Consider the following 23743-nt stretch of genomic DNA (forward strand, 5'->3'; position numbering starts at 1 on the left):
GTCATGAGCCTGCACCGTCGCGGTCTTCTCGGTCTCATCAGCGCCGGTGCGGCGGGCGCAGGCCTGCCCGCCGTCGCCCGGCAGGCCGTCGACGTCCGGTTCCTGCACGGGGTCGCTTCCGGCGATCCCCGTCAGGACGGGCTCCTGATCTGGACGCGGGTCACGCCGTCCGACCCGTCCGTCCGCAGCGTGCGGGTCGACTGGTCGGTCTGGCGCGACGGCGACGCGACCGCCTCGGTGGCGTCCGGTACGATCGAGACCGGGCCGGAGCGCGACTTCACGGTCAAGGTGGCGGTCAACGGCCTGCAGCCGGGCGTCGACTACCGTTATGCCTTCTCGGCCGGCGAGGTCCGCTCGCCGCAGGGCCGCGCCCGCACCCTGCCGGTCGGCCCGACCGCCGACGCGGTCCTGGCCGTCGCCTCCTGCCAGCTCCATCCGGGCGGCTACTTCAACGCCTGGGAGGTGGTGTCGAAGCTGGAACGCCTCGACGCCGTCATCCACCTCGGCGACTACATCTATGAGTACGGCGCAGAGCCGGACGCCTACGGCATGACCACCGGCGCGCGGCTGAACCGTCGGCCCGAGCCGCCGCACGAGATCGTCACCCTGGCCGACTACCGGCTGCGCCACGCCCAGTACAAGTCGGACCCCGACCTGCAGGCCGCCCACGCCCGGGCGCCCTTCATCTGCGTCTGGGATGACCACGAGGTCGCCAACGACACCTGGTCCGGCGGCGCCGAAAACCACCAGTCGGAAACCGAAGGCGACTTCCTGACCCGCAAGGCCGCGGCCCTGAAGGCCTATTTCGAGTGGATGCCGATCCGCGAGCCGGAAGGCGGCCTGACCGAGGACGCCATCTACCGCAGCTTCGACTTCGGCGATCTGGCCAGCCTGCTGATGGTCGAGACCCGCCTTCTGGCGCGTCAGGAAGGCCTCAGCTACGCCGCTGACATGCCGGTCGTCGGCGCGGGCCGCAGCGCGCGCCCGGACGTTGAGGCTTTCCGCGCCAAACTGAACGCCCCCGACCGCGACCTGCTGGGCGACGCCCAGCGCGACTGGGTCCGCTCGACCCTGACCGCCTCGCGCGAGGCCGGACGTCCCTGGCAGATCATCGGCAACCAGGTCGTCATGGGCCGGGTGCAGGGCCCCGACATCACCACCATGGCCTCGCCGCTGGAGGTCACCGTCCTGCTCGCCCGCCTGCCCGCCGCCGTCCGCGCCGAGGTGCGCCAGTCGATCGAGCTGTTCAAACTGGGCGTGCCCTTCAACCTCGACAGCTGGGACGGCTATCCGGCCGGTCGCGAGCGGCTGTACGGCGCTTTCGCCGACGCCGGCGTCCAGCCCATCGTCCTGGCCGGCGACAGCCACGCCTTCTGGGTCAACGACCTGAAGGACGCCTCGGGCCGCCGCGCCGCCGTCGAGTTCGCCACCAGCAGCATCTCCAGCCCTTCGCCCGGCGACCATGTCCAGGGCGTCCCCCTCGGCGCGGCGCTGAACGCCGCCAATGAGGAGGTCCTGCTCTGCGACCAGTCGGCCAAGGGCTTCGTCCTGCTGACCCTGACCCCGACCGAGGCGAAGGCCGAGCTGCACACCGTCTCGACCATCTTCGACAAACGCTACGACGCCTCGGTGCTGAAGACCTACACCGTGGCGAAGACCGCCGGGGGCAACGGGCCGCTGGTGGAGTCCTGATCCTTCTCCCCTTGAGGGAGAAGGTGGCTCGCGAAGCGAGACGGATGAGGGGGCTGGTTAGTCCTGAAACGGAAAGAGGGGGAGCCGTCTCCGGCATCCCCCTCATCCGGCCCTGACGGGCCACCTTCTCCCTCGAGGGGAGAAGGACTTACTGCTCCCGCGGCCCCGCGTTCTTCACATAGGTGTCCAGCCAGCGGGTCATCTCCCACAGGGTGTGACCGACCGACTCCCGCGCGCGATAGCCGTGGGCTTCCAGCGGCAGGACCACGTAGCGCACCTGCGCCCCGTTGCCCTTCAGCGCCGCATAGAAGCGCTCGGACTGGATCGGGAAGGTGCCCGAGTTGTCGTCCGCCTCCCCGTGGATCAGCAGGATCGGCTCATTGACCTGATCGGCGAAGGCGAACGGCGACATCTCGTTGTAGGTGTCCTCCGCCTGCCAGTAGGTCCGCTGCTCGGCCTGGAAGCCGAACGGCGTCAGGGTGCGGTTGTAGGCGCCCGAGCGGGCGATGCCGGTGCGGAACAGGTCCGTGTGGGCCAGCAGGTTGGCGGTCATGAAGGCGCCGTAGCTGTGCCCGCCGACGGCGATCCGGTCACGGTCCGCCACACCCATCTCGACCACCGCATTGACCGCCGCCTCGGCGCTGGCCGTCAGTTGCTCGATATAGGTGTCGTTCGGCTCGGCCCCGTCCTTGCCGATGATCGGCATCGACGGGTCGTCCAGCACCGCATAGCCCTGCGTCAGCAGGAACAGATGGCTCGACCCGCCCGGGCGCACGAAGCGGTTGGCGGTGTCGACCACCTGCCCGGCCACCGAGGCGTCGGTGAATTCGGCCGGATAGGCCCACATCACCAGCGGCAGCGGGCCGTCACGGTCCTTGTCGTATCCGGCGGGCAGATACAGGGTGCCCGACAGCTGCACCCCGTCGGCGCGGGTGTAGGTGATCAGCTGGCGCGACACGCCCGCCAGCTGCGGCGCCGGATCGGCGAAGGTCGTCAGGGCCGTGCGGTCGCCGCTGTCCAGATCGCGCACGAACAGGTTCGCCGGATCGGCCTTCGTCTCCCGGCGGGTGACCAGACGGCGGGCGCCGTCATCCAGAATGCCGACGACGCTCTCGTATTCACCGGTCGCCGAGGTCCACAGACGCTCCGACCGGCCGCTGTTCAGATCCATGGTGGCGAGGAAGGGATACTCCCCCTCACGCGTCGCGCCCGGACCGGTCATCAGCAGGCGGCCGTCCGCCGTGAAGCGCGCCACATTGAAGCCCTGGGCGTTCGGCTCGGTCAGCGGCGAGCCGGGGTTGTTGTACTGGTCCTGATAGTTCCGCTCCAGCAGCACCCGGCCGGTCCCCGGGTTCGAGGGATCGATCACATAGCGGGTCTCGTGGCGGGTGTTGAACCAGCGGCTGTTGACCAGCGCCGTGTCCGCATCGCCCCAGGTGATCCCGCCGTAGCGTTCGTTCAGATCGATCAGGGTCGTCGGCGGCGCGCTGAACGGGGCCGCCAGCATGAAGACCCGGTCGCGCACCTCGGCCGCCGTGCGCGGGTCGCCGCCGTCCTGCGCCTCGGTCCACACCAGGGTCGACGGCGCATCCGCCCGCCACTGGATCGAGCGCGGCCCCGGCGCCACGGCGTCAAACGGGGTCGGGATATTGTCCCGCAGCGGCAGGTCGGCGACCTGGTGAACGGTCCGCCCCTGCAGGTCGATGACCCTGGTCTCCGACGGGAACAGGCTGGCCGGCACCACATAGCTGAAGGGCCGCTTCACCGTCGTGGTCAGCACATAGCGCCCGTCCGGCGAGGTGCTCGCCCCCAGATAGACCGCCGGGGCGCCGAGGGTCCGCGCCCGCCCGTTCAGCGGCACATAGGTCAGCTGCGAGGTGAAATAATAGTCGAACAGGGCCTCGTCCCCGGCGTTCGACAGCAGGTCCTGATAGGTCCGCGCCGGGGCCACCCGGCCCATGCTTTCAGCGACGGTCGGACCGGCGGGCGGACGGCTCACGTCCGGCGCGGCGCCCCGGCCCTCCGGCGTCAGACGCACCACCAGACCGGCGCTGTCGGCCAGCCAGTCGAAGGCGCCGCCCGAGGCCGCGTTCACCCGCGCCTCCGTCAGCTTCCGCGCCCGCGCCGTGGCGACGTCCACCACCCACAGCTCCAACCCCGTCGGGGCGTCCATCAGCAAGGCCACCTTCGATCCGTCCGGAGACCAGCTGGGCGACAGGAAGCGGGCGTTGGCCGGGAGTTGCACGGTCCGCGACGCGCCGCCGTTCACCGGCTGGAAGCTCAGCCCGGTCAGCCAGCTGACCCGACTGTTGGCCGCGCCGTTGTTGCGCGGATTGATGCGGTAGCCGCCCAGCCGCAGCATCGGCTCGGCCAGCTCGGCGATCGGCGGCAGGTTCGAGCGGTCGAACAGCGCCAGGGTCGAGCGGTCCGGGCTCAGGCTCGAGCTCGGCGTCGGCTTCGTATCCAGAATGTCGGCGATCGGCGCCGGGGGCTGCTGGTAGGTCAGGGCCTCCTGCGCCAGGGCGGGGCCGGCCACGGCGGCCAGGAGGACGAAGGCGGGCAGAGCCCGGGCAAGCAGACGATGACGCATGGAACAGCCCCTTGAGCGCCCGCCGACTTGCGGGCGGGGCACGCTAGAGGCCGCCTCCCCGCACGGTCAAGCCGCTGTTACGGTGTATCAGGGCGGGGCGGCGGCGGCTCCTGCCCCGGGAAACGGGCGTCCCGGGCCCCGAACCAGGCCTCGCGCAGGCCCTGCCGCGGCATGTCGACGCCCAGCTGCGCCAGCTGCCCCACCCAGGCTTCGGACACCCTTTCCACCGTCTCGGACACCCAGCCCGGCGCCTGCTGGTGCGACCAGTTCAGAGGGGAGACAGCGTTGAAGACCAGCAGGAAGACGCCGGCGATCACCAGGGTCTGGGTCGTCCAGCGCAGGTCGCGCGCCGCCAGCCCCTCATCGTCGATCGGCGGCCCCGGCGGGAAGGCGAACCGTCCCAGGGCGAGCAACGGATTGGGCCGGGCCGGCTCCGGCGCGGTCGGCAGGTCATGCGCATCCGCCGACTGGATCCAGTCGCTGGGCGGGTCCCGCGGCGGCAGGCTCTCGTACAGCGGCGGGAAGGGCGATTCCGGCCGATGCGTCGGGAAGGGCTCCAGCGGGATGACCTGCCCGGCCCCGTTCTGATCCTTCTCGTCGGTCATGGGTGCTCCAACGGTTCAGAACTGGAAATAGATGAAGGGCGCCACGCCCTCGGGCCGCACGGCCTCGACCAGCAGGATGGCGATGCCGATCAGGACGCCGAGCGTGATCGACGGCGCCGTCTTCAGCCGCTCGGCCATCCCTTCCACCGCCCGCGGCGGCAGCCAGTGCATGGCCAGCCCGCCCAGGATCAGCACCAGCAGCAGCGGCGTCAGCATCGTCACCGGCCCGATCCGGCCCAGCCCCGCCAGCATGGCCATGGCCAGGTCGAAGGTCTCGGCCCGGAACAGGATCCAGCCCAGGCAGACGATGTGGAAGGTGATCAGCACCCCGACCACCGTCGGCATGATCTTGCGGTCCCCGAACACCGAACGTCCCAGACGCTCGACCACCTGCACGCCCCCGTGCAGCGCGCCCCACGCCAGGAAGGTCCACGCCGCCCCGTGCCACAGCCCGCCCAGCACCATGGTGATGAAGACGTTCAGGCAAGACCGGATCAGCCCCTTGCGGCCCCCGCCCAGCGGCACATACAGATAGTCGCGCAGCCAGCTGGACAGGCTGATGTGCCACCGCCGCCAGAAGTCCTGCATCGACGACGCCCGGTAAGGCTGGTCGAAATTGCGCGGGAAGGAGTAGCCCAGCAGGGCCGCGATCCCGATGGCCATGTCCGAATAGGCCGAGAAGTCGCAGTAGATCTGCACCGCATAGCCATAGACCGCCGCCGCGATGTCGATGGCCGAATGGGCCGACGGGTCGAAGAAGACCGGATCGACCAGATTCACCGACAGCTCGGACGCGATCACCGTCTTCTTGAACAGGCCCCAGCAGATCAGCAGCAGGCCGTGGGCGGCCATCTCCCGCGTCAGCCGCGGCGCCCGCTCGAACTGCGGCAGCAGGTCCGACGCCCGCACGATGGGCCCGGCCACCAGATGCGGGAAGAAACTCATCAGCAGCATGACGTCCAGCAGGCTCTTCGCCGGCGGCGTCTTTCCGCGATGCACGTCCACGACATAGCTGATGCCCTGGAAGGTGAAGAAGCTGATCCCCACCGGCAGCACGATCTCCAGCAGCGGCAGGTCCCGCTCCCAGCCGAACTGCGCCAACAGGTCGCCCGCCTGCTCCACGAAGAAGCCGTAGTATTTGAAGAAGCCGAGGATCAGCAGGTTCGCCGCCACGCCCAGCCCGACCAGCCAGCCGCGCTTGGCCCCCTCGCCCTCCCGCTCCATCTTCCGCGCGATCAGGGCCGCTATGCCCCAGTTCAGCACCGCCGACAGGATCAGCAGGCCGACGAACCGCCAGTCCCACTGGGCGTAGAAGAACCAGCTGGCCAGCAGCAGGAACAGCTTGCGCCGCCCGTTCTCGCGATCCAGCGACCAGGTGGTGAAATAGACGAACAGGAAGAAGACGCCGAAGGCGAGCGTGGGAAACAGCACTAGTCCACGCCCCCCTCTGCAGCCTTCCAGCGGTCATAGGCGGCCATCAGGTCGCCCGACAGGATGCCGCCGATCCAGTCGGCCCCCGCACTCGTGAAATGGACCCGGTCGCCGCGCATCAGGGGCTCGGCCCCCAGCGCCAGACGATCCGCCGAACAGTCTCCCCCCATCCGACCGTGCCAGTCCCATAACGCGACGCCCAGATCGGCGGCGACCCGGCGCTGCACATCCCGGACCACCGCCAGCTTCGGCGGCGGCGCCCGCGTCCCGTCGGCGCTGCAGCCGCCCGCCGCGCCGCTTCTCAGACCGTCCGGCGCATCCAGAATCAGCAGGGCGGCGCCCGGCGACAGCCGGCGCAACCGGGCGATCTGCCCGCGCAGCAGGGCCTCATAGGCCGCCCCGTCCAGGCCATCGTCGAATCCATCATTGATTCCGTAGGCCAGGACGATCAGATCCGGCCGCCAGGCCGCCAGCTCCGTCGCCACGGTCGCCTCATCCCGCACGGCCAGATCACGCAGGGTCGCCCCGACCCGACCGAGATTGGACACCGTCACGCCGCGTCCGGCGCCGTCCAGCCGCACGGAATCGATCACCGTCCCGTCCCCCCCGGCCACCAGCCGCACCGAGCGGGCGGGCCCGGGCAGGGGCATGTCGCGGCAGACGGTCGTCCCGCCCCGACCCAGATCCAGTTCCCGCGCGACGCCGCCCGCCTCGACCGACAGCACCGCACCCGACGGGGCCCCGCGCCCGCAGACGCCCAGCACCGTCGCCTCGGCGCCCGGCTCCAGATCGAAACCCATCACCGCATCGCGCGTGCCGGTCGCGCGTGTGCCCGCCAGCCCCGTCCGCGGCGTCGGCGCGCCGGCCGGCGGCTGCAGGGGCGCGTTCTCGATCACCCAACCCCGCTGCGCCACGGTCATCTGGTAGGGCGCATAGCCCTCGTAGGGGAGCCCCGGCGGGGCCACGCCGCGCCCGGCCCGACCGAACCGACGCTGCAGGTCGACCCGCAGCTTGCCGGTGATCCGGTCCCCCGCCGTATGGCTGTCGCCCAGTTGCAGGATGTGGACGGGTCGGCTGCGGTCGCCCGCCTCGGCCGCCGCAAGGGCTGCGAAGACACCCGCCATCGCCTCCGGCTGGCACAGCCCGCCCGGACAGAGTCCCGCGCCCGGCTCCGGCAGGGTCTGCGCCACATAGGGGGTCTGGGCCGCGGCCGGAGCCGCCGCAGCCAGAAGGATCGCGATCAGCGCCCCTCGCGCCGTTCTCATGGTCAGGCCGCGGGTTCGGCGGTCAGGCCCGCATCACGCTTCAGCCGCTCGGCCACCGGCGCGCTCATCCGCAGGTATCCGGCCATCGACATGTGGATGCCGTCGTTGGCCCGCATCAGCGTGCGGCGGCCCGCAGCGTTCGGCAGATAGGCCTCATACCCGCCGTCATCGTTCGAGGTCAGGGCCGTGGTCTCGATATAGGGGACGCCCAGCGCCCGCATTCGCGCCGACACCACCTCGTTGATCAGGCTCATCCGCCCGTCAAAACTCTCGCGCTTCATGCGTGGCAGGCCGACCCAGTACACGGCCACATCGCGGCTGCGCAGCAGGGTCACCAGATCATCCACCCGCTTCGCATAGGCGGCCTTCCAGCCCTCGGTGCCGAAGGCGTGGACGGTCCCGTCCAGCTCGATCCCTTGCGCGTCATTGGTGCCGAACAGCACCACGGCCACATCCACGGGCTGCTGATCCAGCTGGCCGCGCGTCCTGGCCTGAATGTCCACATAGTCGTAGCGGCTCAGGCCCGTGGAGACCTGCGAGAACTTGGTCACCGACACGTTCGGCGTGCCGTGCAGGTCGCGATACAGGCCCGCGTACAGGCCGTCCGCCATCGAATCTCCGAACACCCCGATCCGCAGCGAACCCTTGGCCAGACGCTCGCCCAGCGGCGTCACGGCGGTCACCACCGGCGCGGGCGCGCTCGGCGCCACGACCGGCGCGGCCTCGGCTTCAGCGGACGGCGGCGCGGACGCCGCGGCCTGTCCGCCCAGCAGCAGGGTCGGACGGCGCATCCAGTCGCGGCCGTCCGGCGTCAGCGCCAGCCCGGCGATGACCCCGACCACAAAGGTCGCCGTCAGTGCGTTGATGCCCGCCTTCACTCTCAAGCCCCCGGAACGCCTACGGATCGCCTTTTACCCTATCAGCGGTCGCCTGCCACCAAACGCCCGCGTGACGCGAAGAAAAAGGTTAACCCGTGTCCCGGAGATCAGGCCCTCAGCCCCACTTCCCCTCGGCCCAGCGGGCCGCGAAATAGCCTGCCGTGGCGCAGGTCCCGGTCAGCACCGTGCCCCAGGCCAGATCGATCAGCGTCAGCCGTGTCGACCAGTTCTCCAGCGTCGCCTGGTTGGTCAGGTCGTAGGTCGCATAGGCGACGAACCCCAGCACCGCCCCGCTGACCGTTGCCCGCGCCCAGCCGCCGGACTGCAGCGCGGGCGCGATGGCCAGCACCACGGTGCCGAGGATGGAGATCAGGTAGAAGGCCACCGCCGCAACCATGTTCGGCTTGTCGGCGAGGATCGGCCCCAGCACGGGCTTGTACAGCCGGTCGGTCATCGTGGTCAGCCAGACCGCATCGATCGCCGCAAAGGTCAGCCCAGCGCCCAGATAGGCGAACACATACTTCAGCATCCTTCCCTCCTCAGGCCGGCTTGAGTCGATAGTGGGTCACGTCCCAGGTCCGGCCGCCGTCGTTCCCGAACAGGCCGGCCGTGGCCATGTAGAACCGCCGCCAGCGCCGCCGCCACAGCTCGGCGTCCGCGCCGTAGGTCTCGCGCATCAGGGCCATCACCCGTTCGGGTTCGGCGTCCATGTTCTTCAGCCAGTCATCGGCGGTGCGTTTGTAGTTCACCCCGTTCCAGGTCCACTCCTGCTCGACCTCGAACAGGTCCGGGAACTCCCGCATCAGTCCGCGGCTGGGCATCACTCCGCCGGTGAAGAAATGCTGGGCGATGAAGTCGCCGCTGTCGGTGTGGTCGAAGCGATAGGGCGCGTCGCGGTGGGTGAAGATGTGCACGAACATCCGCCCGTCGGACTTCAGCCAGCCCTTGGCCCGCGTCAGCAGCGCCCGCCAGTTGGCCATATGCTCGAACATCTCGACCGAGACGATCCGGTCGAACAGGCCCTCGGTCTGGAAGTCGTTCATGTCGCAGGTAATGACGGTCAGGTTCGTCAGCCCCCGCGACGCCGCCTCGGCCTCGATGTGGCCGCGCTGGCCGTGGCTGTTCGACACCGCCGTGATCCGGCTGTTCGGATAGGTCTCGGCCATCCACAGGCTCAACGAGCCCCAGCCGCAGCCCAGCTCCAGCACCGACTGCCCGTCCTCAAGACCCGCGTGCAGGCCCGTCGCCGCCAGGGCCGCCTCCTCCGCCTGATCCAGCGTCGTCGTCGCATCCGGATACAGGCAGCACGAATATTTCAGCCGCTTGCCCAGACAGATGCGGAAGAACTCCGGCGGCAGCTCGTAGTGCTGGTCATTGGCCGCATCCGTGTGTTCGGCGATGGCCCGCTCGGCCATCTGTCGGGCGAAGGCGCCCTGGTCGTGCGGCCCCTCCCGGTCCAGACGCTTGCGCGCCTCGGTGACGAGGCTGTCGATGGCGGGGCGCGTCACGAAATCCGGGAACGGCGCGTCCTGCAGATGGCGAATGGCGACATTGGCGATGTTCATGCCCTGCATACGCGGAGCGGCCCGGATTGGATGCGATCGCCGCGCCTTTCGGTATGCCCCCCCGAAGCCCCCGCTACGGATGCCGGGACGACGACAGACGACCGGACGACCCGACACGTCCATTCCTGACGCATCGGGCTGTTACCCTTCCGTCGATCGCCTCACCTCAACTGATCAATCATCACCCGGGTAATATTCCGCCCGCTCTTCCCATGACCGCCCCTGAAACCCCGCCGCCACTGAATTTCAGCCCGTAAAGCCCCATAGACGATTCAGACGGTCTGGACGGTCTGGACGGTGTTTTTCGACAGTCCCGGACACCTCCGCCGCCTCGCACCCGCGACCATCGCCCGGCCCCGCTCCCGCCGATCAGCCCCGGGGCCGATCCGCCACACTTGCCCCGCCCGGTCCCGCGCGTTAGGGACGACCCAAGGTCGCCGATATTCATCAGGCGATGAAAACATGAGGAAGCGATGCGGAAGATCTTTCCCGACGTGGCGTCCGCGCTGGACGGCCTGACGTTCGACGGCATGACCGTGATGTCCGGCGGCTTCGGCCTGTGCGGCATCCCCGAGAAGCTGATCGCGGGCCTGCGCGACTCGGGCGTGAAGGGGATCACCGTCATCTCCAACAACGCCGGCGTCGACGGCTTCGGTCTCGGCCAGCTGCTGGAGACCAAACAGATCGCCAAGATGATCTCGTCCTACGTCGGCGAGAACAAGGAGTTCGAGCGCCAGTACCTGGCCGGCGAGCTCCAGCTGGAGTTCAACCCGCAGGGCACCCTGGCCGAGCGCATCCGCGCCGGCGGCGCGGGCATCCCCGCCTTCTTCACCGCCACCGGCGTCGGCACCCTGGTCGCCGAGGGCAAGGAAGTGCGCAACTTCAACGGCCGCGACTACGTCATGGAGACCGGCCTCGTCGCCGACCTGGCCATCGTCAAGGCGTGGAAGGCCGACGGCCGCGGCAACCTCCAGTTCCGCAAGACCGCCCGCAACTTCAATCCGATGATGGCCACCGCCGGCAAGGTGACCGTGGTCGAGGTCGAGCACATCGTCCCCACCGGCACGCTGGATCCCGACCAGATCCACACCCCCGGCATCTACGTCGACCGCATTGTCCTGACCCAGTCCGAGAAGCGCATCGAACAGCGCACCGTCCGTCAGAAGGAAGAAGCCTGATGGCCCGCACCCGCGAACAACTGGCCGCCCGCGCCGCGCACGAGCTGCAGGACGGCTTCTACGTGAACCTCGGGATCGGCATCCCGACCCTGGTCGCCAACTACATCCCCGCAGGGATGGAGGTCACCCTGCAGTCCGAGAACGGCATGCTCGGCATGGGCCCCTTCCCCTATGAGGACGAGGTCGATCCGGACCTCATCAACGCCGGCAAGCAGACCATCACCGAGATTCCCGAGAGCAGCTATTTCAGCTCCTCGGACAGCTTCGCCATGATCCGCGGCGGCCACATCAACCTGTCCATCCTGGGCGCCATGGAAGTGGCCGAGAACGGCGACATCGCCAACTGGATGATCCCGGGCAAGCTGGTGAAGGGCATGGGCGGCGCCATGGACCTGGTCGCCGGCGTCAAGCGCGTGGTCGTGGTCATGGATCACGCCAACAAGCACGGCCAGTCCAAGGTCCTGAAAGCCTGCACCCTGCCGCTGACCGGCACGGGCGTGGTCAGCCGCATCATCACCGACCTGTGCGTCTTCGACGTCAAGCCGAACGGCGCCGGTCTGGAGCTGATCGAACTGGCCGACGGCGTCACCCTTGAGGAGGTCGCCGCGAAGACCGAGGCGACCTACACCGTTGCCGACAGCCTGAAGTCGTAGTTAACCTTTCACCCAGCGGGCCGGGAGAGCCCGCCGGGTGGGAGTAGGCATATGGCGGACGGGGCTTATCGCTGGCAGGGCAACGCGCCCATGCCCGACGCGGCGCGGGTCGAGGCCATTCATGACGCCTGGCAGGACGATCAGGCGGACGCCTTCGCCGAGCCCGCCCGCATGGCCGCTGTCGAGAAGATCGAGCGCGCCCTCGCAGCCGCCCGCACCGGCGACCTGACCGAGGCCCAGGCCCAGCTGACCCATGCCCGCTCGGTGCTGGAGAGCCTGCGGCCCGAAGCGCTGGAGCCGCGCCGGGGCCTCGCCGGCCTGTTCGACAGCCGCAAGCGCCGCCTCAAGGCCTTCCGCGCCGCCTATGCCCGCGCCGCCGCCACCGTCGATGACGTCGGTCGCGACCTCGCCGGCTGGATGGAGGGCATCGGACGCCGCTCAACCGCGCTCGAGACGGTCTGGGCCGAGGCCCGGGACGCCGTGGTCGAGCTGGACGCCCACCTCGCCGCCGCCGCCCGCCGCCTGACCGGCCACGTCCCGACCGCCGACGCGGGCGAGGAGCAACCGCCGCATCCTCTGGAGGCCCGCAGGGCGACGCTCGACGCCTGCCGCAACGCCGCCGTGGCCGCCCTGCCCCTGATCCGCAACGCCCAGAACGCCGACATCCGCTTCGCCGACCTGCTCAAGCCCTGCGCCGAGGGCGCGGTGGCCTGGCGCGAGGACTGGAAGGATGCGCTGGGCCTTGCGGGCCGTCGGCCGAAGAAGGTCCGGCCGGACCGCGATCGCCTGCTGCGTCTCCGCGATGACCTGCTGGCCCGTATCGACCGCGCCCTCAAGGGCATCGCGGCCGCCCGCGACCGCCGCGCCGACGTCGAAAGCCGGCTGGCCGGCGTCCGCAACGGGCTCTAGCCCGCCGGGACGTTCCGGGCGTTCTGGTCCGTCCACGCCACGATCTGGCTGTTGATCTCGCGGCTCGCGTCGTCGAAGGCGCTGACGATCGCCCCGACCCGGTTCTCCGTCGCCGGACGCTCGACCATGAAGACCTGCTCGGACTGAACCGTGCGATCCTGGGCGTTCAGAAGACGGACACGGACGATGACCGTCGCCACCGGCGCAACGCCGGGCGAGCGATAGCGGGCCTCGAAGGTCCGGACGTCGATGTCCAGGGCCTGCGACGTGCGCGTCAGCTCCCGCGGACCGACAAGACGCACCCGTTCCGCCTGGGCCGCGAAGGCGCTCTCGAGGGACTCGCTGAACAGGACATCCGCCGAGCTCACCCATCGCGCGCCCTTGATGTAGGCCGCCTCGGCGCCGGTCACGCCGAGGATGCGATCGCCGCGGACGGCCTGGGCGAACTCGGGCCGGCGCATCACCACCTGCACCTCGGGACCGGCCAGCGCCCGCTCCACCGCCCCCATGGGCAGATTGCCGAAGCGGTACAGCTGGACCGGCTCGGGCGTCGCCAGCAGCGAACAGCCGCCCAGCGCGACGACGGCGGCCGCGATGGCGGCGCTCTTCAGGGTACGGCTCACGGCTGGACCTCCATTTCGCGGGTCTCGGGACGGGCGATGAACTCCCGCGGGCTGGATCGCACGTCGTCGATCAGGGACTGCAGCGAGCGGATGGCGTCATCCAGCTCGTTGATGGTCTGCTGCAGCTGCGGCAGGCCGGACGCGGCGAACTCGGCCAGAGGCTGTTCGACATTGGTGGCCGAGCGGTTGATCGAGGCCGCGGCGGCCTTGGCCTCTTCCGCGGCGCTGTTGACGTTGGCCACGGCCTGGGCGCCGCCGTTCTCCACCAGATCCCGCGCACTGATCGCCAGCCGTTCGTACTCGGCGACCGCGGAATTGGCGCGGGTCAGGGCCTGCTCCAGCTGCTCGAACATGGCCTTGCGAGCCTCCAGCTCGGTCGTCAGGGCCTCGACGTTCTTCAGACTGGTCGAGAAGCTGCGGACGTTGTCGTCCGACAGCACCCGGTTGATCCGGTTCAGCGCGTCCACCGTCTGGGCCAACACCGTGCCCGAACCCGACAGCAGCTCCGAGATCGGCGAGGGCTGGCTCTGGATGACCGGATAGACATTGTCCGGGTACTGCTCCTTGAGGATGGCGCTGTTCGGGTCTCCCGCCGTGATCTGGATGTAGTTCAGGCCGGTGATGCCCTGCGGCTCAAGCTGCGCCCGGCTGGTCACCCGGACCGGCGTCTTGGCGTCCACCCGGATGCGGGCGATGACCTGGTCCCCCTTGTTCGGGTCGAGATTCAGGTCCGTCACCTCGCCGACGCGGATGCCGTTGAAATGCACCTCGCCGCCTTCCGACAGACCGCGCACGGGACCGTAGAAGACGATGTCATAGACATCGTACTCGCTGTTGAACTGCAGGCGGGCCAACCAGATCGTGAACACGGCCAGCGCCGCCAGAAGGGCGACGGTAGCGATGCCGACGGCGGCGTAGTGGGCGTCTCTTTCCATTCTCCGGCTCTCCTCAAGCCGCCTTGTGAACCGCGCGTCCGCGCGGTCCGAGGAAGTATTCCCGGATCCAGGGATGGTCCGAGGTCTCGAGTTCCTGAACGGCCGCCTTGGCGACCACATGCTTGTCCGCCAGCACCGCGACCTTGTCGGTGATGGCGTAGAGGCTGTCGAGATCGTGGGTGATCATGAAGACCGTCAGGCCCAGATCGTCCGACAGCTGACGGATCAGATCATCAAAAGCCGCGGCGCCGATCGGGTCCAGCCCGGCGGTCGGCTCGTCGAGGAACAGCAGCTCGGGGTCCAGAGCCAGCGCCCGCGCCAGTCCGACCCGTTTGCGCATGCCGCCCGACAGCTCGGCGGGCTTCAGATGGTGCGCCTCCGGCTTGAGACCGACCATGGCGATCTTCATCTCGGCCAGCTCGCGGATCACCTCGCGCGACAGCTTCGTATGCTCCACCAGCGGCGACGCCACATTGTCGATCACGCTCAGCGACGAGAAGAGCGCGCCCTGCTGGAAGAGGACGCCGGTGCGACGCTCCACGTCCGCCTCCTGCGCCTTGGTCATCTCGGTGCGGTCATGGCCGAGGATGCGGACCGTTCCGCCCTCGGGCTCCTTCAGGCCCAGAATGGTGTTCAGAAGGACCGTCTTGCCGGTGCCCGAACCACCGACCACGCCCAGCACCTCGCCCCGAACGACGTCGAGATCGAGGGTCTCGTGGATGACGCGGTCACCGAACTGGCTCAACAGGCCGCGCACCTCGATGAGGGTCTCGGGCGGTTGGGGGAAGACCGGGATATGCGGAGCCGTCACAGGTTGAGCTCCAGGAAGATCAGGGCGAAGACCGCATCCAGCGAGATGATGGCGAAGATGGCCTGCACCACCGCCGCGGTGACCCGCCGGCCCAGGCTCTCCACGTCCCCGGCCACGGCCATGCCCTGACGGCAGCCGATGGCGGCGATGACGATGGCGAAGACGGGGGCCTTCACCATGCCGACCATCAGATGGTTGCCCATCATCGGGTCCTCGCTGATGCGCTGGATGAAGAAGGCCGGGCCGTAGCTCAGCTGGCTCCAGGTCACCAGAAGGCCGCCGAACAGGCCGGCGATGATCCCGATGAAGGTCAGGATCGGCAGCATGGCCAGCATGGCGGCCAGACGGGGGATGACCAGCGCCTGGAAGGGGTTCACCCCCATCACCTGCATGGCGTCGACCTCCTGATTCATGCGCATCGAGCCGATCTCGGCGGCGAAGGACGAAGCCGAGCGGCCCGCCAGCAGGATGGCGGTGATCAGGACCGCCAGCTCCCGCAGGGTCGCCACGGCGACCAGCTGCACGGTGAACACCCCGGCCCCGAACTGGGTCAGCAGGTTGGCGCCGAGGAAGGCGATGACGGCGCCGATGAAGAAGTTGGTCACCGCCACGATCGGGATGGCGTCCAGACCGGCCCGTTCGCCCTGGCTGAACCAGGCCGGCCAGCGGATCTGCTCCCAGTGCTTGATCGTCGATCCGGTCGCCGTGACCAGCCGGCCGAGAAACGCCATGGACAGGGTCGCCTCGGCGCCGATGTCGTGGACGCCCCGTCCGATCTTGGCGAAACCCCTGACCCAGTTGGACGATCGCTTCGGCGGGCCGGCGCTCTCGCGCTCCAGCTTCTCGATCATCGCATAGGTGCGGCCGGCTTCCGGCCGGTCGGCCCAGGCTCCGTCCGGCAGGCGGACATGGCCGGCCTGAATGATCGCCAGCGCGCCGGCGGTGTCGAACCGGCCCAGGCCGGACAGGTCGACCGAGTCGATGTCCCGCCCGTGCAACTGGTCGTCGAGGCGTCGCGAGACCCGGCCCAGCTGGGTCGCGGTCCAGTCGCCGGTCAGGCGCAGGGTCAGGCCCGCGTCCCCTTCATCGATCTGGAAATCCGCTGCGGCCATGCCCCTACCTAGATCGCCCCGTTCCGCTTGCCTATCGCCGCCTACGGCAAAGCTGCCCCTGTTCACCACAACGCCACGCGGCCGTATTCGTTCAGCCACGGTTTCAAACGTTTACGCATCAAAGCAGGCGTTGGACCATCTTCAGGTCGGCGAAGAACCGTTCGCGCTCCCTGGCCGCAGCCTCCGGATCCGGAAGACGCAACAGATACGAAGGATGGATGGTCAGCAAGGCCGTCGCGTCCGGAAGCGCCAAAGCCTGCCCCCGCATCCGGGTCACCGCGGGCTTTTGCCCCAGAACGCCAAGCGCCGCCGTCCCACCCAGACTCAGGATCACCCGCGGCCTGACCAGAGCCCTTTCGGCGTCCAGCCACCAGCGGCACGCCGTCACCTCGCTGGTCGTGGGGGTCTGGTGAATCCGCCGCTTTCCGCGCGGGACGTGTTTGAAATGCTTGACCGCATTGGTGACGAAGGCGTCGTCCCGATCGATCCCGGCCTCCGCCAGCGCGGCGTCCAGCACCTGCCCGGCGGGCCCCACGAAGGGCCGACCGGACAGATCCTCATGATCCCCGGGCTGCTCGCCGACGATCATCAGGCGGGCCTTGCGCGCGCCCTGACCGCACACCCCCTGGGTGGCGTCCCGCCACAGGGGGCAGCGCCGACAGGCCTGCACCGCCTGCCCCAGCTCTTCCAATGAGGACGGCGTGAACCCCTCCTCGAACGCCCGGTCCCGGTTCAATCGCGACAGGGTCTTCGCCAGCCGGGCGTTGGGTTCGGGCGCGGGCGTCGCGATCATGGCCTCGGACCGGGTCGCCGCCGAGGCGACCAGATCCGGAATGAGCGACGCCTCGGGCAGGTTGGCCCAGTACCGCTTCGGCATCTCGCCCCGCATGGTCCGGGTCTTCAGCCGCGCCGGATTGAAGGTCGAGGCGTAGTAGGTCTTCCAGAAGTCCTCGATCTCGTCCTCGGCCGGCGCCATGTCCCGTGTCGCGGGCGGCCCGAACGACAGCCGGTCGCCGTCCCAGTGCGCGGCGCCGTCGGGCGTCAGGATGGACCAGCGCATGGTCGCGAACCGGCGGGCGAAGAAGGGCGCCGTCCGCTCCAGCACCCTGTGGGCCGGCTCGAACCAGCTGATCCAGTGCTCCGCGCCCTCCTCCTCCGACAGGCGGAAGCGGACGAAGGCCTTCATCTTGTGGCTGGCCCGGCTGACGTTCTTCGCCCGCTCCAGGGCGTCGGCGACATCCCGGTCGCTGAGCACCCGGAGCAGGTCCGGCTCCCGCCCGAGCCTCCAGAGCAGCCGGTAGAGCAGGTCGAACCGATCCTCCGAGCGGTGCAGGATGACCGCCTCGGCCAACTCCACAAAGGCGCGCGGGACGGGAAACTGCGCGCCCCCGTCCCCGACGGGCGGCGCCTCGTCGAACAGACCGCCGCCCCCTTCGCCGACCCTGAAGGCGGCGTCCGCGGGCGGCGTCCCGGCCAGGCGGAACGCGCGCGCCGCCCGCCGCCAGCCGGCGAAGTCGGTTTCGCTCTCCAGCACGCCGACCCGCATCAGAACAGGCTCATCTGCCTCGGCGCCGCGTCGGGTGCGATGCGGGCTCTGAGGTCCGCCGCGTCGGTCAGCCCCCCCGGCGTCCAGTCCAGCGCCACGATGAAGGGCCGCACCTTGTCGATGCCCCGACAAAGTCGCGCCACGTCCTCAAGCCGAAGGGTCCTGTAGCGGCGGACCGAGATCATCCGGTCGACCGACTTGACCCCCAGCCCCGGAACGCGGAGCAGCATCTCCCTTGGCGCGGTGTTCACATCGACCGGGAATTGCTCACGGCGGTTCAGGGCCCAGGCCAGCTTGGGATCGATGGCCAGATCCAGCATCCCGTCCGTCGTCGCCTCGCCGATCTCGGGCGGGGAGAAACCGTAAAACCGCATCAGCCAGTCGGCCTGGTAGAGGCGGTGCTCCCGCATCAGGGGCGGCTTCTGCAGCGGGAGGTTGGTCGAGGCGTCCGGAATCGGGCTGAACGCCGAATAGTAGACCCGGCGCAGGCCGTAGCCGCCGTAAAGCGACGCGGACCGGTCGATGATCTCGGTGTCCGGCGCCCCGTCGGCCCCGACGATCAACTGGGTCGACTGACCGGCCGGGGCGAATTTCGGCGGCTTGATCCGGTCCCGCCTTTCCGGCCGGGCCGCCTCGGCGCGCAGCCGGACCTGCCCCATCGCCTTCTTGATCACCCCGACGTCCTTCTGGGGCGCCAGCCGCTGCAGGGCCTCGTCGCGCGGCAGCTCGATGTTGGCCGACAGACGATCGGCGTAGAGGCCCGCCGCCTCGACCAGGGCCGGGTCCGCTTCGGGGATCAGCTTCAGGTGAATATAGCCGCGGAACCCGTGCCGCTCCCGCAGCGTCTTCGCCACCAGGACCAGCTGTTCCATGGTGTAGTCGCCCGAACGGATAATCCCGGACGACAGGAACAGGCCCTCGATATAGTTGCGCCGATAGAAGTTCAGCGTCAGGTCGACCACCTCCTGCACGCTGAACCGCGCCCGCTCGACGTTCGAGGACGCCCGGTTGATGCAGTAGGCGCAGTCGTAGATGCAGAAATTGGTCAGCAGGATCTTCAGCAGGGACACGCACCGGCCGTCGGGGGTGTAGGCGTGACAGATGCCCATGCCTTCGGTGGAGCCGAGTCCCTTGCCGTCGGACGAGTCGCGCCGGGACGTGCCGGACGAGGCGCAACTGGCGTCATATTTGGCCGCGTCGGCCAGCACCGACAGCTTTCGTCTGAGATCAACCTGCGCCATTTGTTCCCACTATGTTCCATAGCAGGAAGGGCTGTCCAGCGGAGCCGTTTTCGATTTTTCCGGATTTAACTCAGGAAGTTGAGCAGGGACACCTGGCGAAGCTGGTTGATCACCTGGGCCGAGGCCTCGATCGCCACCTGGGACAGCTGGAGATCGGTCACCGCCTTGGCCATGTCCGCGTCAGTCCGCTTGGACACCAGCTCGGACAGCGACTCCAGCTGGGCGTTGTGGCCCTTCATGATGCTGTCGACCTGATTGGCCAGCGAGCCGGTCGTCGCCCCCTTGTCGATCACCCCCTGCCCCGCCGTCTCCAGACGGGTCAGCTGTGTCGCCAGCCAGGCTTTCTGATCCTCGGTGAGCTTGCCGGTCAGCGGACCGTTGGGTCCGGTGTTGTAGTTCTGGATGTCCCTCAGGATGTCCATGACATCCGTTCCGACCTCATTGGCGAGGAAGCCGGTTTCCAGCGTCGTGCCCTCGGCGACCCGGCTGGCGGTCTTGAGGGTGTCGTTGTGGAAGATCGAGGCGACCGACGGAGCCGCGGCCAGTTCGGTCAGGTTGGTGATGTCCAACGGCGGGGTGTTCACCTGGGTGCCCGCGAACAGATAGCCGCCCTGGTGCCGCATGTTCAGGCCGCCGCGAACGGTCTGGAATTGGCCTTCCAGCTCCAGCATCAGCGAGGTCGCGGAGTCCGAGGCCAGGGCGTTGCCGATGCTGGCGCGGATCGCCTCGACGCCGTCGCTGATCTGGGTCAGGGCCAGATCCTGGGTAGTCAGGCGCGAGGTCACAGCCTCCGACGTCTCCACGAAGCCCTGCAGTCGGCTCTGTGCGCCTTTCAGCGCGGTCAGGGTTTCGGACTGCCGGCCGAAACCCGTCAGGTCGGTGGCGTTCTTCTGGGTCGACACCCGCTCCTGGGCCTCAAGCGCCCGCGTCTGGGCGGCCATCAGATCAAGCAGGGCCGACTGGTAGTTTCCGAACGTCGCGACGCGGTTCATCAGACCATCCCCAGAATGGTGTCGTACATGTCCCGGGCCGCCTGGATCAGACGGGCCGAAGCGTTGAAGGCCTGCTGGTAGGTGGTCATCAGCACCAGCTCCTCGTCGAGGTTCACGCCCTCAAAGGCCGTCCGGCGGGCGGTGGCCTCGGTGTAGAGCGCCTCGGAGGTCTCCTTGCGGTTCTTCGAGGCCGTCGCCTTGCCGCCGATGTCGCCCGCCAGCTCCGACGCATAGCGCGACACCGAGATCGGACCGCCCGAGGATCCGCCCGCCGACTGGAAATTGGCCGTCCGCTCACCGGCGTCCGCCAGCAGCAGGGCGCCACGGCCGTCGCCGGAGCTGAGGGCCGGCGACCCCGCAGCCGCCGCGAGGTTCAGCTGCCCGAGCGCCAGCTTCGACGGATTCTGACGGATGTCGGTCCGCAGCGAGAAGCCGTCGGCGCGCGAAATCCGCACCCCCGCGCCGATCCCGAACATCTCCGTCGCCGTAATGCCGGACGGCACCTGGCTGGTGTTGTCGTTCAGCACGCTCATGGTCAGCGGCGGGCTTCCGACGCCGCTGAAGCTCAGGGACCCGTCGGCGGCCAGGGAGAAGGAGCCGTAGGCGCCCACACCCGTCGCCGGGTTGTTCAGGGCGTTGATCAGATCGCCGACGGTGCCGCCCGGCGGCACCGCCACCTCGATGTCGCGGATCCGCGATCCGGTCTCGCTCGAGAACCGGAAGGTCATCGTCTGCCCGGCCGTAAAGCCGTGCGGCGAGGCCAGGGTCAGGCCGGTGTCATAAAGCGCTGGACGATCCGTCGAGATCAGATCGTTCATGCCGAAATAGTGCGAGAAGCCGCGCCCGGCCTTGTTCGACGGCGTCGTCGGATCGTCGGCGATGGCGATGCCCTGGGCGGGGTTGGTGGCCACGATCGACAGCTTGCCGTCCGTGAACGACGCCGAGGCGGCGCCGCCCAGCTGGGCGTTCAGGGTCGCCAGGAAGGTGGTGGGATCCGCCGCCACGCCATTCACCGTCATGGTCGCGCCGCTGAAGACGATATCGACCCGCTGCTGGATGACGCCCGCATTGTCGGTGACCGCGATGGTCGTCTGGCCGGTGAAGCCGGTCAGGGCGCTCTCCAGCGACTGTCCGACATTGCGGCCGTCCAGCCGGTTCGGCGCGGGCATGGAGGAGTTGGCGTTGTGGGCGCGGTTCAGCTCGTCCGCGACATGGGTGATCAGCTCGGCCAGGCGGGCGGCGGCGGCCGGAGCCTCGACGTCGCGCAACTCGACCAGCCCCTTGATCTCGCCCGAGGTCACGCTGTCCATCAGCGACAGCTTGGTGCCGCCGGGCTCGGTGACCCAGATGTCGTTGAAGTTCGTCTCGCCGGTCACCGTGCCCGCGCGCGTATAGGACAGGGTTCCCGAACCCTCGCCCGCCAGCAGGGCGCCGTTGCCCGTGCGGATGGTGATGCCCCCGATCGTGCGCGCCGTGACGCGAACATCCATCAACTGAGCCAGCTGGTCGACCAGGGCCGCCTGCGCTGTCTCCGCGCCGGAGGCGTCGCCGTTCACCACCTTGGCCCGGGCGATCTCGACGTTCAGGGCCTCGATCTGGCCCAGCAGGTTGTTGGCGTTCTCGACCGCGCTCTGGATGCGGCCGTCCGCGTCCTCGCGCACCGCCTGGATCTGGTTGGCGATCCGCGTCGCCTCATCGAACAGGGCCTGGGTCTTGAACAGGGCGTCCTGACGGCGGGGCGAGGAGGTCGGGTCCTCGGCGCTGGAGGCGAAGGCCGAAAAGACGCCGTCGACCTGCGCGAAGAAGCCGCTGTCGCCGCCCGGATCGCCGAACAGCGACTGGATCCGGTCATAGAGTTCGTAGCGCACGCCCTGCCGCGCGGCCTCGGCGCCGGCGCTCAGGCTGGCCGCCTGCAGGAAGCGGTCGGTGGCCAGACGGATGCGGGCGACCTCGACCCCGCTGCCCACGCCCTGGCTCGACAGGGCGACCTGGTCGGCGACCTTGCGCACATAGCCGGGCGTGTTGACGTTCGAGACGTTGTCCGAAACCACCCGGAGCTGGGTCTGGGCTGCGATCAGTCCCGTATTGGCGTTGTTGAGGATGCTGGTCACAGACATGCGCGGACCTCCATCAGGCGGGCGCCCGGCAAGGTCTGCCAGCCGCCGCGCGCTTTTTGCCCGGCAGCCGCGCGGAGGCGATCCGGCAACTCTTTGAATTTTCGCATGATCGCGTTTTGCACCTGGCTCATGACCAACAACAGGCGCAAGCGGCGGGCCAAAGGTCGCTCCCGTCGCCGGCGACAAAAGGCGCCGGGCAAGATTGGTCGTCACGCGGCAAGTTTCGACCGGACATCGCCATCAGTCGGCGTCCGACGCCCCCATCATAACCACGTAAAAACAGTAAGTTGGCCCAAAATTCGCGAGTGGCCCGCGACTTGCGCCGGAGGGTCCGAATGTTCGGCGCAGGACGCGCCCCGGCCCTCCACTCGGCGATTTCCGCCCGGACCCCATGTCGACCGCCTCAGCCCTGCTGAACATGATCGCGCCCGCCGCACCGACGCCCTCCCAGGCGACGGCGCCGGTCGACGCGTCGGTCTTCGGGGGCCTGCTGTCCGCCCTGGCCGGCGCAGAGGCGGCCGATCTGCCGACCCCCGACGCGACGGGGTCATCCGTGCAGGCCTCCGTCGTCGCCCCGGCCGCTTCGCAGCTCCGCGCGCCGACCCTGCCCTCCCTGACGCTGCGGGCCGGCGCGGATCTGTCGATCGTGATCGACGAGGCTCCGGCCGAGACCCCGCCCCCCTCGGCGGTCATTCCGGCTGCAGAGCCCTCGGCGCCCGCACCGCAGGTCCAGCCCGACCTTTCGCCCCCGACGGCGAAGGAGCCCGGAGATGAGGACGCGACCGCGTCGGCCGCCCCGGCGCAGACGGTCGCCGCGCCCCTCGTCCAGCCGCTCGTTCAGCCTGCCGCCCCGGCGGGGCAGACCGGGGCCTTCGCCGACACCCCTGCGCAGCCGCAGGTGCAACCGCCCCTGCCGCCGGCGCCCGCGGCGGCCGACAAGGACGCCGACGCCCCGCTGGTGCGCCCGACCGCCGAACCGGTTCCGGCCGCGAAGTCCGCCGACGCCGGTCCGGACGTGCGTCCGGCGATCAAGCCGGACCCCGCTGATGACGCCCAGGTCCAGCCCCGCGCGGACGCCGGGCCCGAACGGAAGGCGGCCACGCCCGAGCCTCTGGTTCGTCCGGGCGTTGAACAGCCTGATCGGCGCCGGGAAGCCGCCTTCGCGCGCATGACCGGTCGCTCCGAAGTCGCCGAACGTCTTCAGACGCTGACGGCCGAACATCCGGCTCCGGAAACGGCGCCCGCGTCCGACCCCGTCGAGCCCGTGTTGGCGGACCCCGCCCCCACGCCCGGCAAGCCCGTCACCGCCGCGCCCCTGACCCAGCCCCCGGCCCAGCCCCCGGCCCAGCCCCCGGCAACCGCCCCTTCTCCGGCCGCGACGGCTGTCCGTGTCCCGCCGCGTGAAGCGCCGCAGCCGGCCTCCACCGCCGAAGTCCGTCCGGCTGCGAACGAAGACGAGGCCCTGACGCCGACCGCCGGGACCGCCTTCCCGGACGCTGACGCGCGACCGGTGACCACGGACGCCCCCGAGGCCGCCGCGTCCCCCGTGGCCCCAGGTCCGGCCGAAGCCCCGCGTCTGCGCGCCCTCAGCGAACGCGCC

The 23743-nt window shown here is 69.5% G+C and carries 20 protein-coding genes and 1 pseudogene; 5 read left to right on the forward strand and 16 right to left on the reverse strand.

Going from position 1 to position 23743, the window contains the following annotated elements:
- Positions 1 to 3 precede the first annotated feature (3 nt).
- Positions 4 to 1692 carry an alkaline phosphatase D family protein gene (locus tag ACLQ7T_RS06905; protein WP_420478761.1) on the forward strand — a complete coding sequence of 563 codons (1689 nt, stop codon included), beginning with the start codon at positions 4 to 6 and terminating at the stop codon, positions 1690 to 1692.
- Positions 1693 to 1840: 148 nt separating this feature from the next.
- Here the strand turns inward: ACLQ7T_RS06905 and ACLQ7T_RS06910 are convergent, their stop codons facing one another.
- The 7 genes from ACLQ7T_RS06910 to ACLQ7T_RS06940 all read right to left on the reverse strand — a co-directional run bounded on the left by ACLQ7T_RS06910 (position 1841) and on the right by ACLQ7T_RS06940 (position 10026).
- On the reverse strand, positions 1841 to 4282 hold the full coding sequence (locus ACLQ7T_RS06910; protein ID WP_420478762.1) for an alpha/beta hydrolase family protein: 2442 nt from the start codon (positions 4280 to 4282) through the stop codon (positions 1841 to 1843).
- 77 nt (positions 4283 to 4359) lie between these two features.
- The gene (locus ACLQ7T_RS06915) at positions 4360 to 4887 is read right to left on the reverse strand and encodes a hypothetical protein (RefSeq protein ID WP_420478763.1); all 528 of its coding nucleotides are present in this window, start codon (positions 4885 to 4887) and stop codon (positions 4360 to 4362) included.
- 15 nt (positions 4888 to 4902) lie between these two features.
- Positions 4903 to 6318 carry an MBOAT family O-acyltransferase gene (locus tag ACLQ7T_RS06920; RefSeq protein ID WP_420478764.1) on the reverse strand — a complete coding sequence of 472 codons (1416 nt, stop codon included), beginning with the start codon at positions 6316 to 6318 and terminating at the stop codon, positions 4903 to 4905.
- Entirely contained in the window at positions 6318 to 7583 is a 1266-nt protein-coding gene (locus ACLQ7T_RS06925) for a GDSL-type esterase/lipase family protein (protein WP_420478765.1), read from the reverse strand. Before ACLQ7T_RS06925 ends, ACLQ7T_RS06920 begins: the two co-directional genes overlap by 1 nt.
- A 2-nt stretch (positions 7584 to 7585) precedes the next feature.
- Positions 7586 to 8461: an SGNH/GDSL hydrolase family protein gene (locus ACLQ7T_RS06930; protein WP_420478766.1), complete on the reverse strand. Its 876-nt coding sequence runs from the start codon at positions 8459 to 8461 to the stop codon at positions 7586 to 7588.
- A 115-nt stretch (positions 8462 to 8576) separates the two neighbouring features.
- Positions 8577 to 8990, reverse strand: coding sequence for a DUF2177 family protein (locus ACLQ7T_RS06935; RefSeq protein ID WP_420470670.1), 414 nt, complete (start codon positions 8988 to 8990; stop codon positions 8577 to 8579).
- A 10-nt stretch (positions 8991 to 9000) separates the two neighbouring features.
- Entirely contained in the window at positions 9001 to 10026 is a 1026-nt protein-coding gene (locus ACLQ7T_RS06940; RefSeq protein WP_420478767.1) for an SAM-dependent methyltransferase, read from the reverse strand.
- A 473-nt stretch (positions 10027 to 10499) separates the two neighbouring features.
- Here ACLQ7T_RS06940 and ACLQ7T_RS06945 point away from each other — a divergent pair, with 473 nt between their 5' ends.
- From ACLQ7T_RS06945 to ACLQ7T_RS06955, 3 genes are read left to right on the forward strand one after another with little or no spacing between them, the layout of a single operon-like run.
- Entirely contained in the window at positions 10500 to 11204 is a 705-nt protein-coding gene (locus ACLQ7T_RS06945) for a CoA transferase subunit A (RefSeq protein WP_420478768.1), read from the forward strand.
- Entirely contained in the window at positions 11204 to 11857 is a 654-nt protein-coding gene (locus ACLQ7T_RS06950; protein ID WP_420470673.1) for a 3-oxoacid CoA-transferase subunit B, read from the forward strand. Before ACLQ7T_RS06945 ends, ACLQ7T_RS06950 begins: the two co-directional genes overlap by 1 nt.
- 51 nt (positions 11858 to 11908) lie before the next feature.
- Positions 11909 to 12766: a toxic anion resistance protein gene (locus ACLQ7T_RS06955; protein ID WP_420478769.1), complete on the forward strand. Its 858-nt coding sequence runs from the start codon at positions 11909 to 11911 to the stop codon at positions 12764 to 12766.
- On the opposite strand, the gene ACLQ7T_RS06960 is transcribed toward ACLQ7T_RS06955, so the two are convergent.
- From ACLQ7T_RS06960 to ACLQ7T_RS07000, 9 genes are all read right to left on the reverse strand, one after another.
- A complete protein-coding gene (locus tag ACLQ7T_RS06960) occupies positions 12763 to 13389 on the reverse strand; it encodes an ABC-type transport auxiliary lipoprotein family protein (protein ID WP_420478770.1) in 627 nt (208 codons plus the stop codon). The two genes, ACLQ7T_RS06955 and ACLQ7T_RS06960, sit on opposite strands and share 4 nt — an antisense overlap.
- Positions 13386 to 14324 (reverse strand): MlaD family protein, encoded by a 939-nt coding sequence (locus ACLQ7T_RS06965; RefSeq protein WP_420478771.1) that lies wholly within the window; start codon positions 14322 to 14324, stop codon positions 13386 to 13388. Before ACLQ7T_RS06965 ends, ACLQ7T_RS06960 begins: the two co-directional genes overlap by 4 nt.
- A gap of 13 nt (positions 14325 to 14337) precedes the next feature.
- Entirely contained in the window at positions 14338 to 15135 is a 798-nt protein-coding gene (locus ACLQ7T_RS06970) for an ABC transporter ATP-binding protein (RefSeq protein ID WP_420478772.1), read from the reverse strand.
- Positions 15132 to 16247 carry an ABC transporter permease gene (locus tag ACLQ7T_RS06975; RefSeq protein WP_420478773.1) on the reverse strand — a complete coding sequence of 372 codons (1116 nt, stop codon included), beginning with the start codon at positions 16245 to 16247 and terminating at the stop codon, positions 15132 to 15134. Before ACLQ7T_RS06975 ends, ACLQ7T_RS06970 begins: the two co-directional genes overlap by 4 nt.
- A gap of 118 nt (positions 16248 to 16365) precedes the next feature.
- The gene (locus ACLQ7T_RS06980) at positions 16366 to 17793 is read right to left on the reverse strand and encodes a UdgX family uracil-DNA binding protein (RefSeq protein ID WP_420478774.1); all 1428 of its coding nucleotides are present in this window, start codon (positions 17791 to 17793) and stop codon (positions 16366 to 16368) included.
- Positions 17793 to 19034, reverse strand: coding sequence for a putative DNA modification/repair radical SAM protein (locus ACLQ7T_RS06985; RefSeq protein WP_420478775.1), 1242 nt, complete (start codon positions 19032 to 19034; stop codon positions 17793 to 17795). The genes ACLQ7T_RS06980 and ACLQ7T_RS06985 overlap by 1 nt, the downstream gene beginning before the upstream one ends.
- Positions 19035 to 19099: 65 nt before the next feature.
- Positions 19100 to 20026, reverse strand: a complete 927-nt coding sequence (locus tag ACLQ7T_RS06990; protein WP_420478776.1) for a flagellin — start codon at positions 20024 to 20026, stop codon at positions 19100 to 19102.
- Positions 20026 to 22143, reverse strand: a complete 2118-nt coding sequence (gene flgK / locus ACLQ7T_RS06995; protein ID WP_420478777.1) for a flagellar hook-associated protein FlgK — start codon at positions 22141 to 22143, stop codon at positions 20026 to 20028. Before flgK ends, ACLQ7T_RS06990 begins: the two co-directional genes overlap by 1 nt.
- Positions 22134 to 22304 carry a hypothetical protein gene (locus tag ACLQ7T_RS07000; RefSeq protein WP_420478778.1) on the reverse strand — a complete coding sequence of 57 codons (171 nt, stop codon included), beginning with the start codon at positions 22302 to 22304 and terminating at the stop codon, positions 22134 to 22136. Before ACLQ7T_RS07000 ends, flgK begins: the two co-directional genes overlap by 10 nt.
- Positions 22305 to 22534: 230 nt before the next feature.
- On the opposite strand from ACLQ7T_RS07000, the pseudogene ACLQ7T_RS07005 reads away from it, so the two are divergent.
- Positions 22535 to 23743, forward strand: a pseudogene (locus tag ACLQ7T_RS07005) (hypothetical protein); the annotation flags it as partial.

Origin of the sequence: Brevundimonas sediminis, assembly GCF_048799765.1 — a bacterium.
GTDB lineage: Bacteria > Pseudomonadota > Alphaproteobacteria > Caulobacterales > Caulobacteraceae > Brevundimonas.

Excerpts from the sequence above, each read along its gene's own strand:
- ACLQ7T_RS06905 (WP_420478761.1), top strand. The coding sequence starts at position 4 with ATGAGCCTGCACCGTCGCGGTCTTCTCGGTCTCATCAGCGCCGGTGCG.
- ACLQ7T_RS06910 (WP_420478762.1), bottom strand. The coding sequence starts at position 4,282 with ATGCGTCATCGTCTGCTTGCCCGGGCTCTGCCCGCCTTCGTCCTCCTG.
- ACLQ7T_RS06915 (WP_420478763.1), bottom strand. The coding sequence starts at position 4,887 with ATGACCGACGAGAAGGATCAGAACGGGGCCGGGCAGGTCATCCCGCTG.
- ACLQ7T_RS06925 (WP_420478765.1), bottom strand. The coding sequence starts at position 7,583 with ATGAGAACGGCGCGAGGGGCGCTGATCGCGATCCTTCTGGCTGCGGCG.
- ACLQ7T_RS06935 (WP_420470670.1), bottom strand. The coding sequence starts at position 8,990 with ATGCTGAAGTATGTGTTCGCCTATCTGGGCGCTGGGCTGACCTTTGCG.
- ACLQ7T_RS06940 (WP_420478767.1), bottom strand. The coding sequence starts at position 10,026 with ATGAACATCGCCAATGTCGCCATTCGCCATCTGCAGGACGCGCCGTTC.
- ACLQ7T_RS06945 (WP_420478768.1), top strand. The coding sequence starts at position 10,500 with ATGCGGAAGATCTTTCCCGACGTGGCGTCCGCGCTGGACGGCCTGACG.
- ACLQ7T_RS06950 (WP_420470673.1), top strand. The coding sequence starts at position 11,204 with ATGGCCCGCACCCGCGAACAACTGGCCGCCCGCGCCGCGCACGAGCTG.
- ACLQ7T_RS06955 (WP_420478769.1), top strand. The coding sequence starts at position 11,909 with ATGGCGGACGGGGCTTATCGCTGGCAGGGCAACGCGCCCATGCCCGAC.
- ACLQ7T_RS06965 (WP_420478771.1), bottom strand. The coding sequence starts at position 14,324 with ATGGAAAGAGACGCCCACTACGCCGCCGTCGGCATCGCTACCGTCGCC.
- ACLQ7T_RS06975 (WP_420478773.1), bottom strand. The coding sequence starts at position 16,247 with ATGGCCGCAGCGGATTTCCAGATCGATGAAGGGGACGCGGGCCTGACC.
- ACLQ7T_RS06980 (WP_420478774.1), bottom strand. The coding sequence starts at position 17,793 with ATGCGGGTCGGCGTGCTGGAGAGCGAAACCGACTTCGCCGGCTGGCGG.
- ACLQ7T_RS06985 (WP_420478775.1), bottom strand. The coding sequence starts at position 19,034 with ATGGCGCAGGTTGATCTCAGACGAAAGCTGTCGGTGCTGGCCGACGCG.
- ACLQ7T_RS06990 (WP_420478776.1), bottom strand. The coding sequence starts at position 20,026 with ATGAACCGCGTCGCGACGTTCGGAAACTACCAGTCGGCCCTGCTTGAT.
- flgK (WP_420478777.1), bottom strand. The coding sequence starts at position 22,143 with ATGTCTGTGACCAGCATCCTCAACAACGCCAATACGGGACTGATCGCA.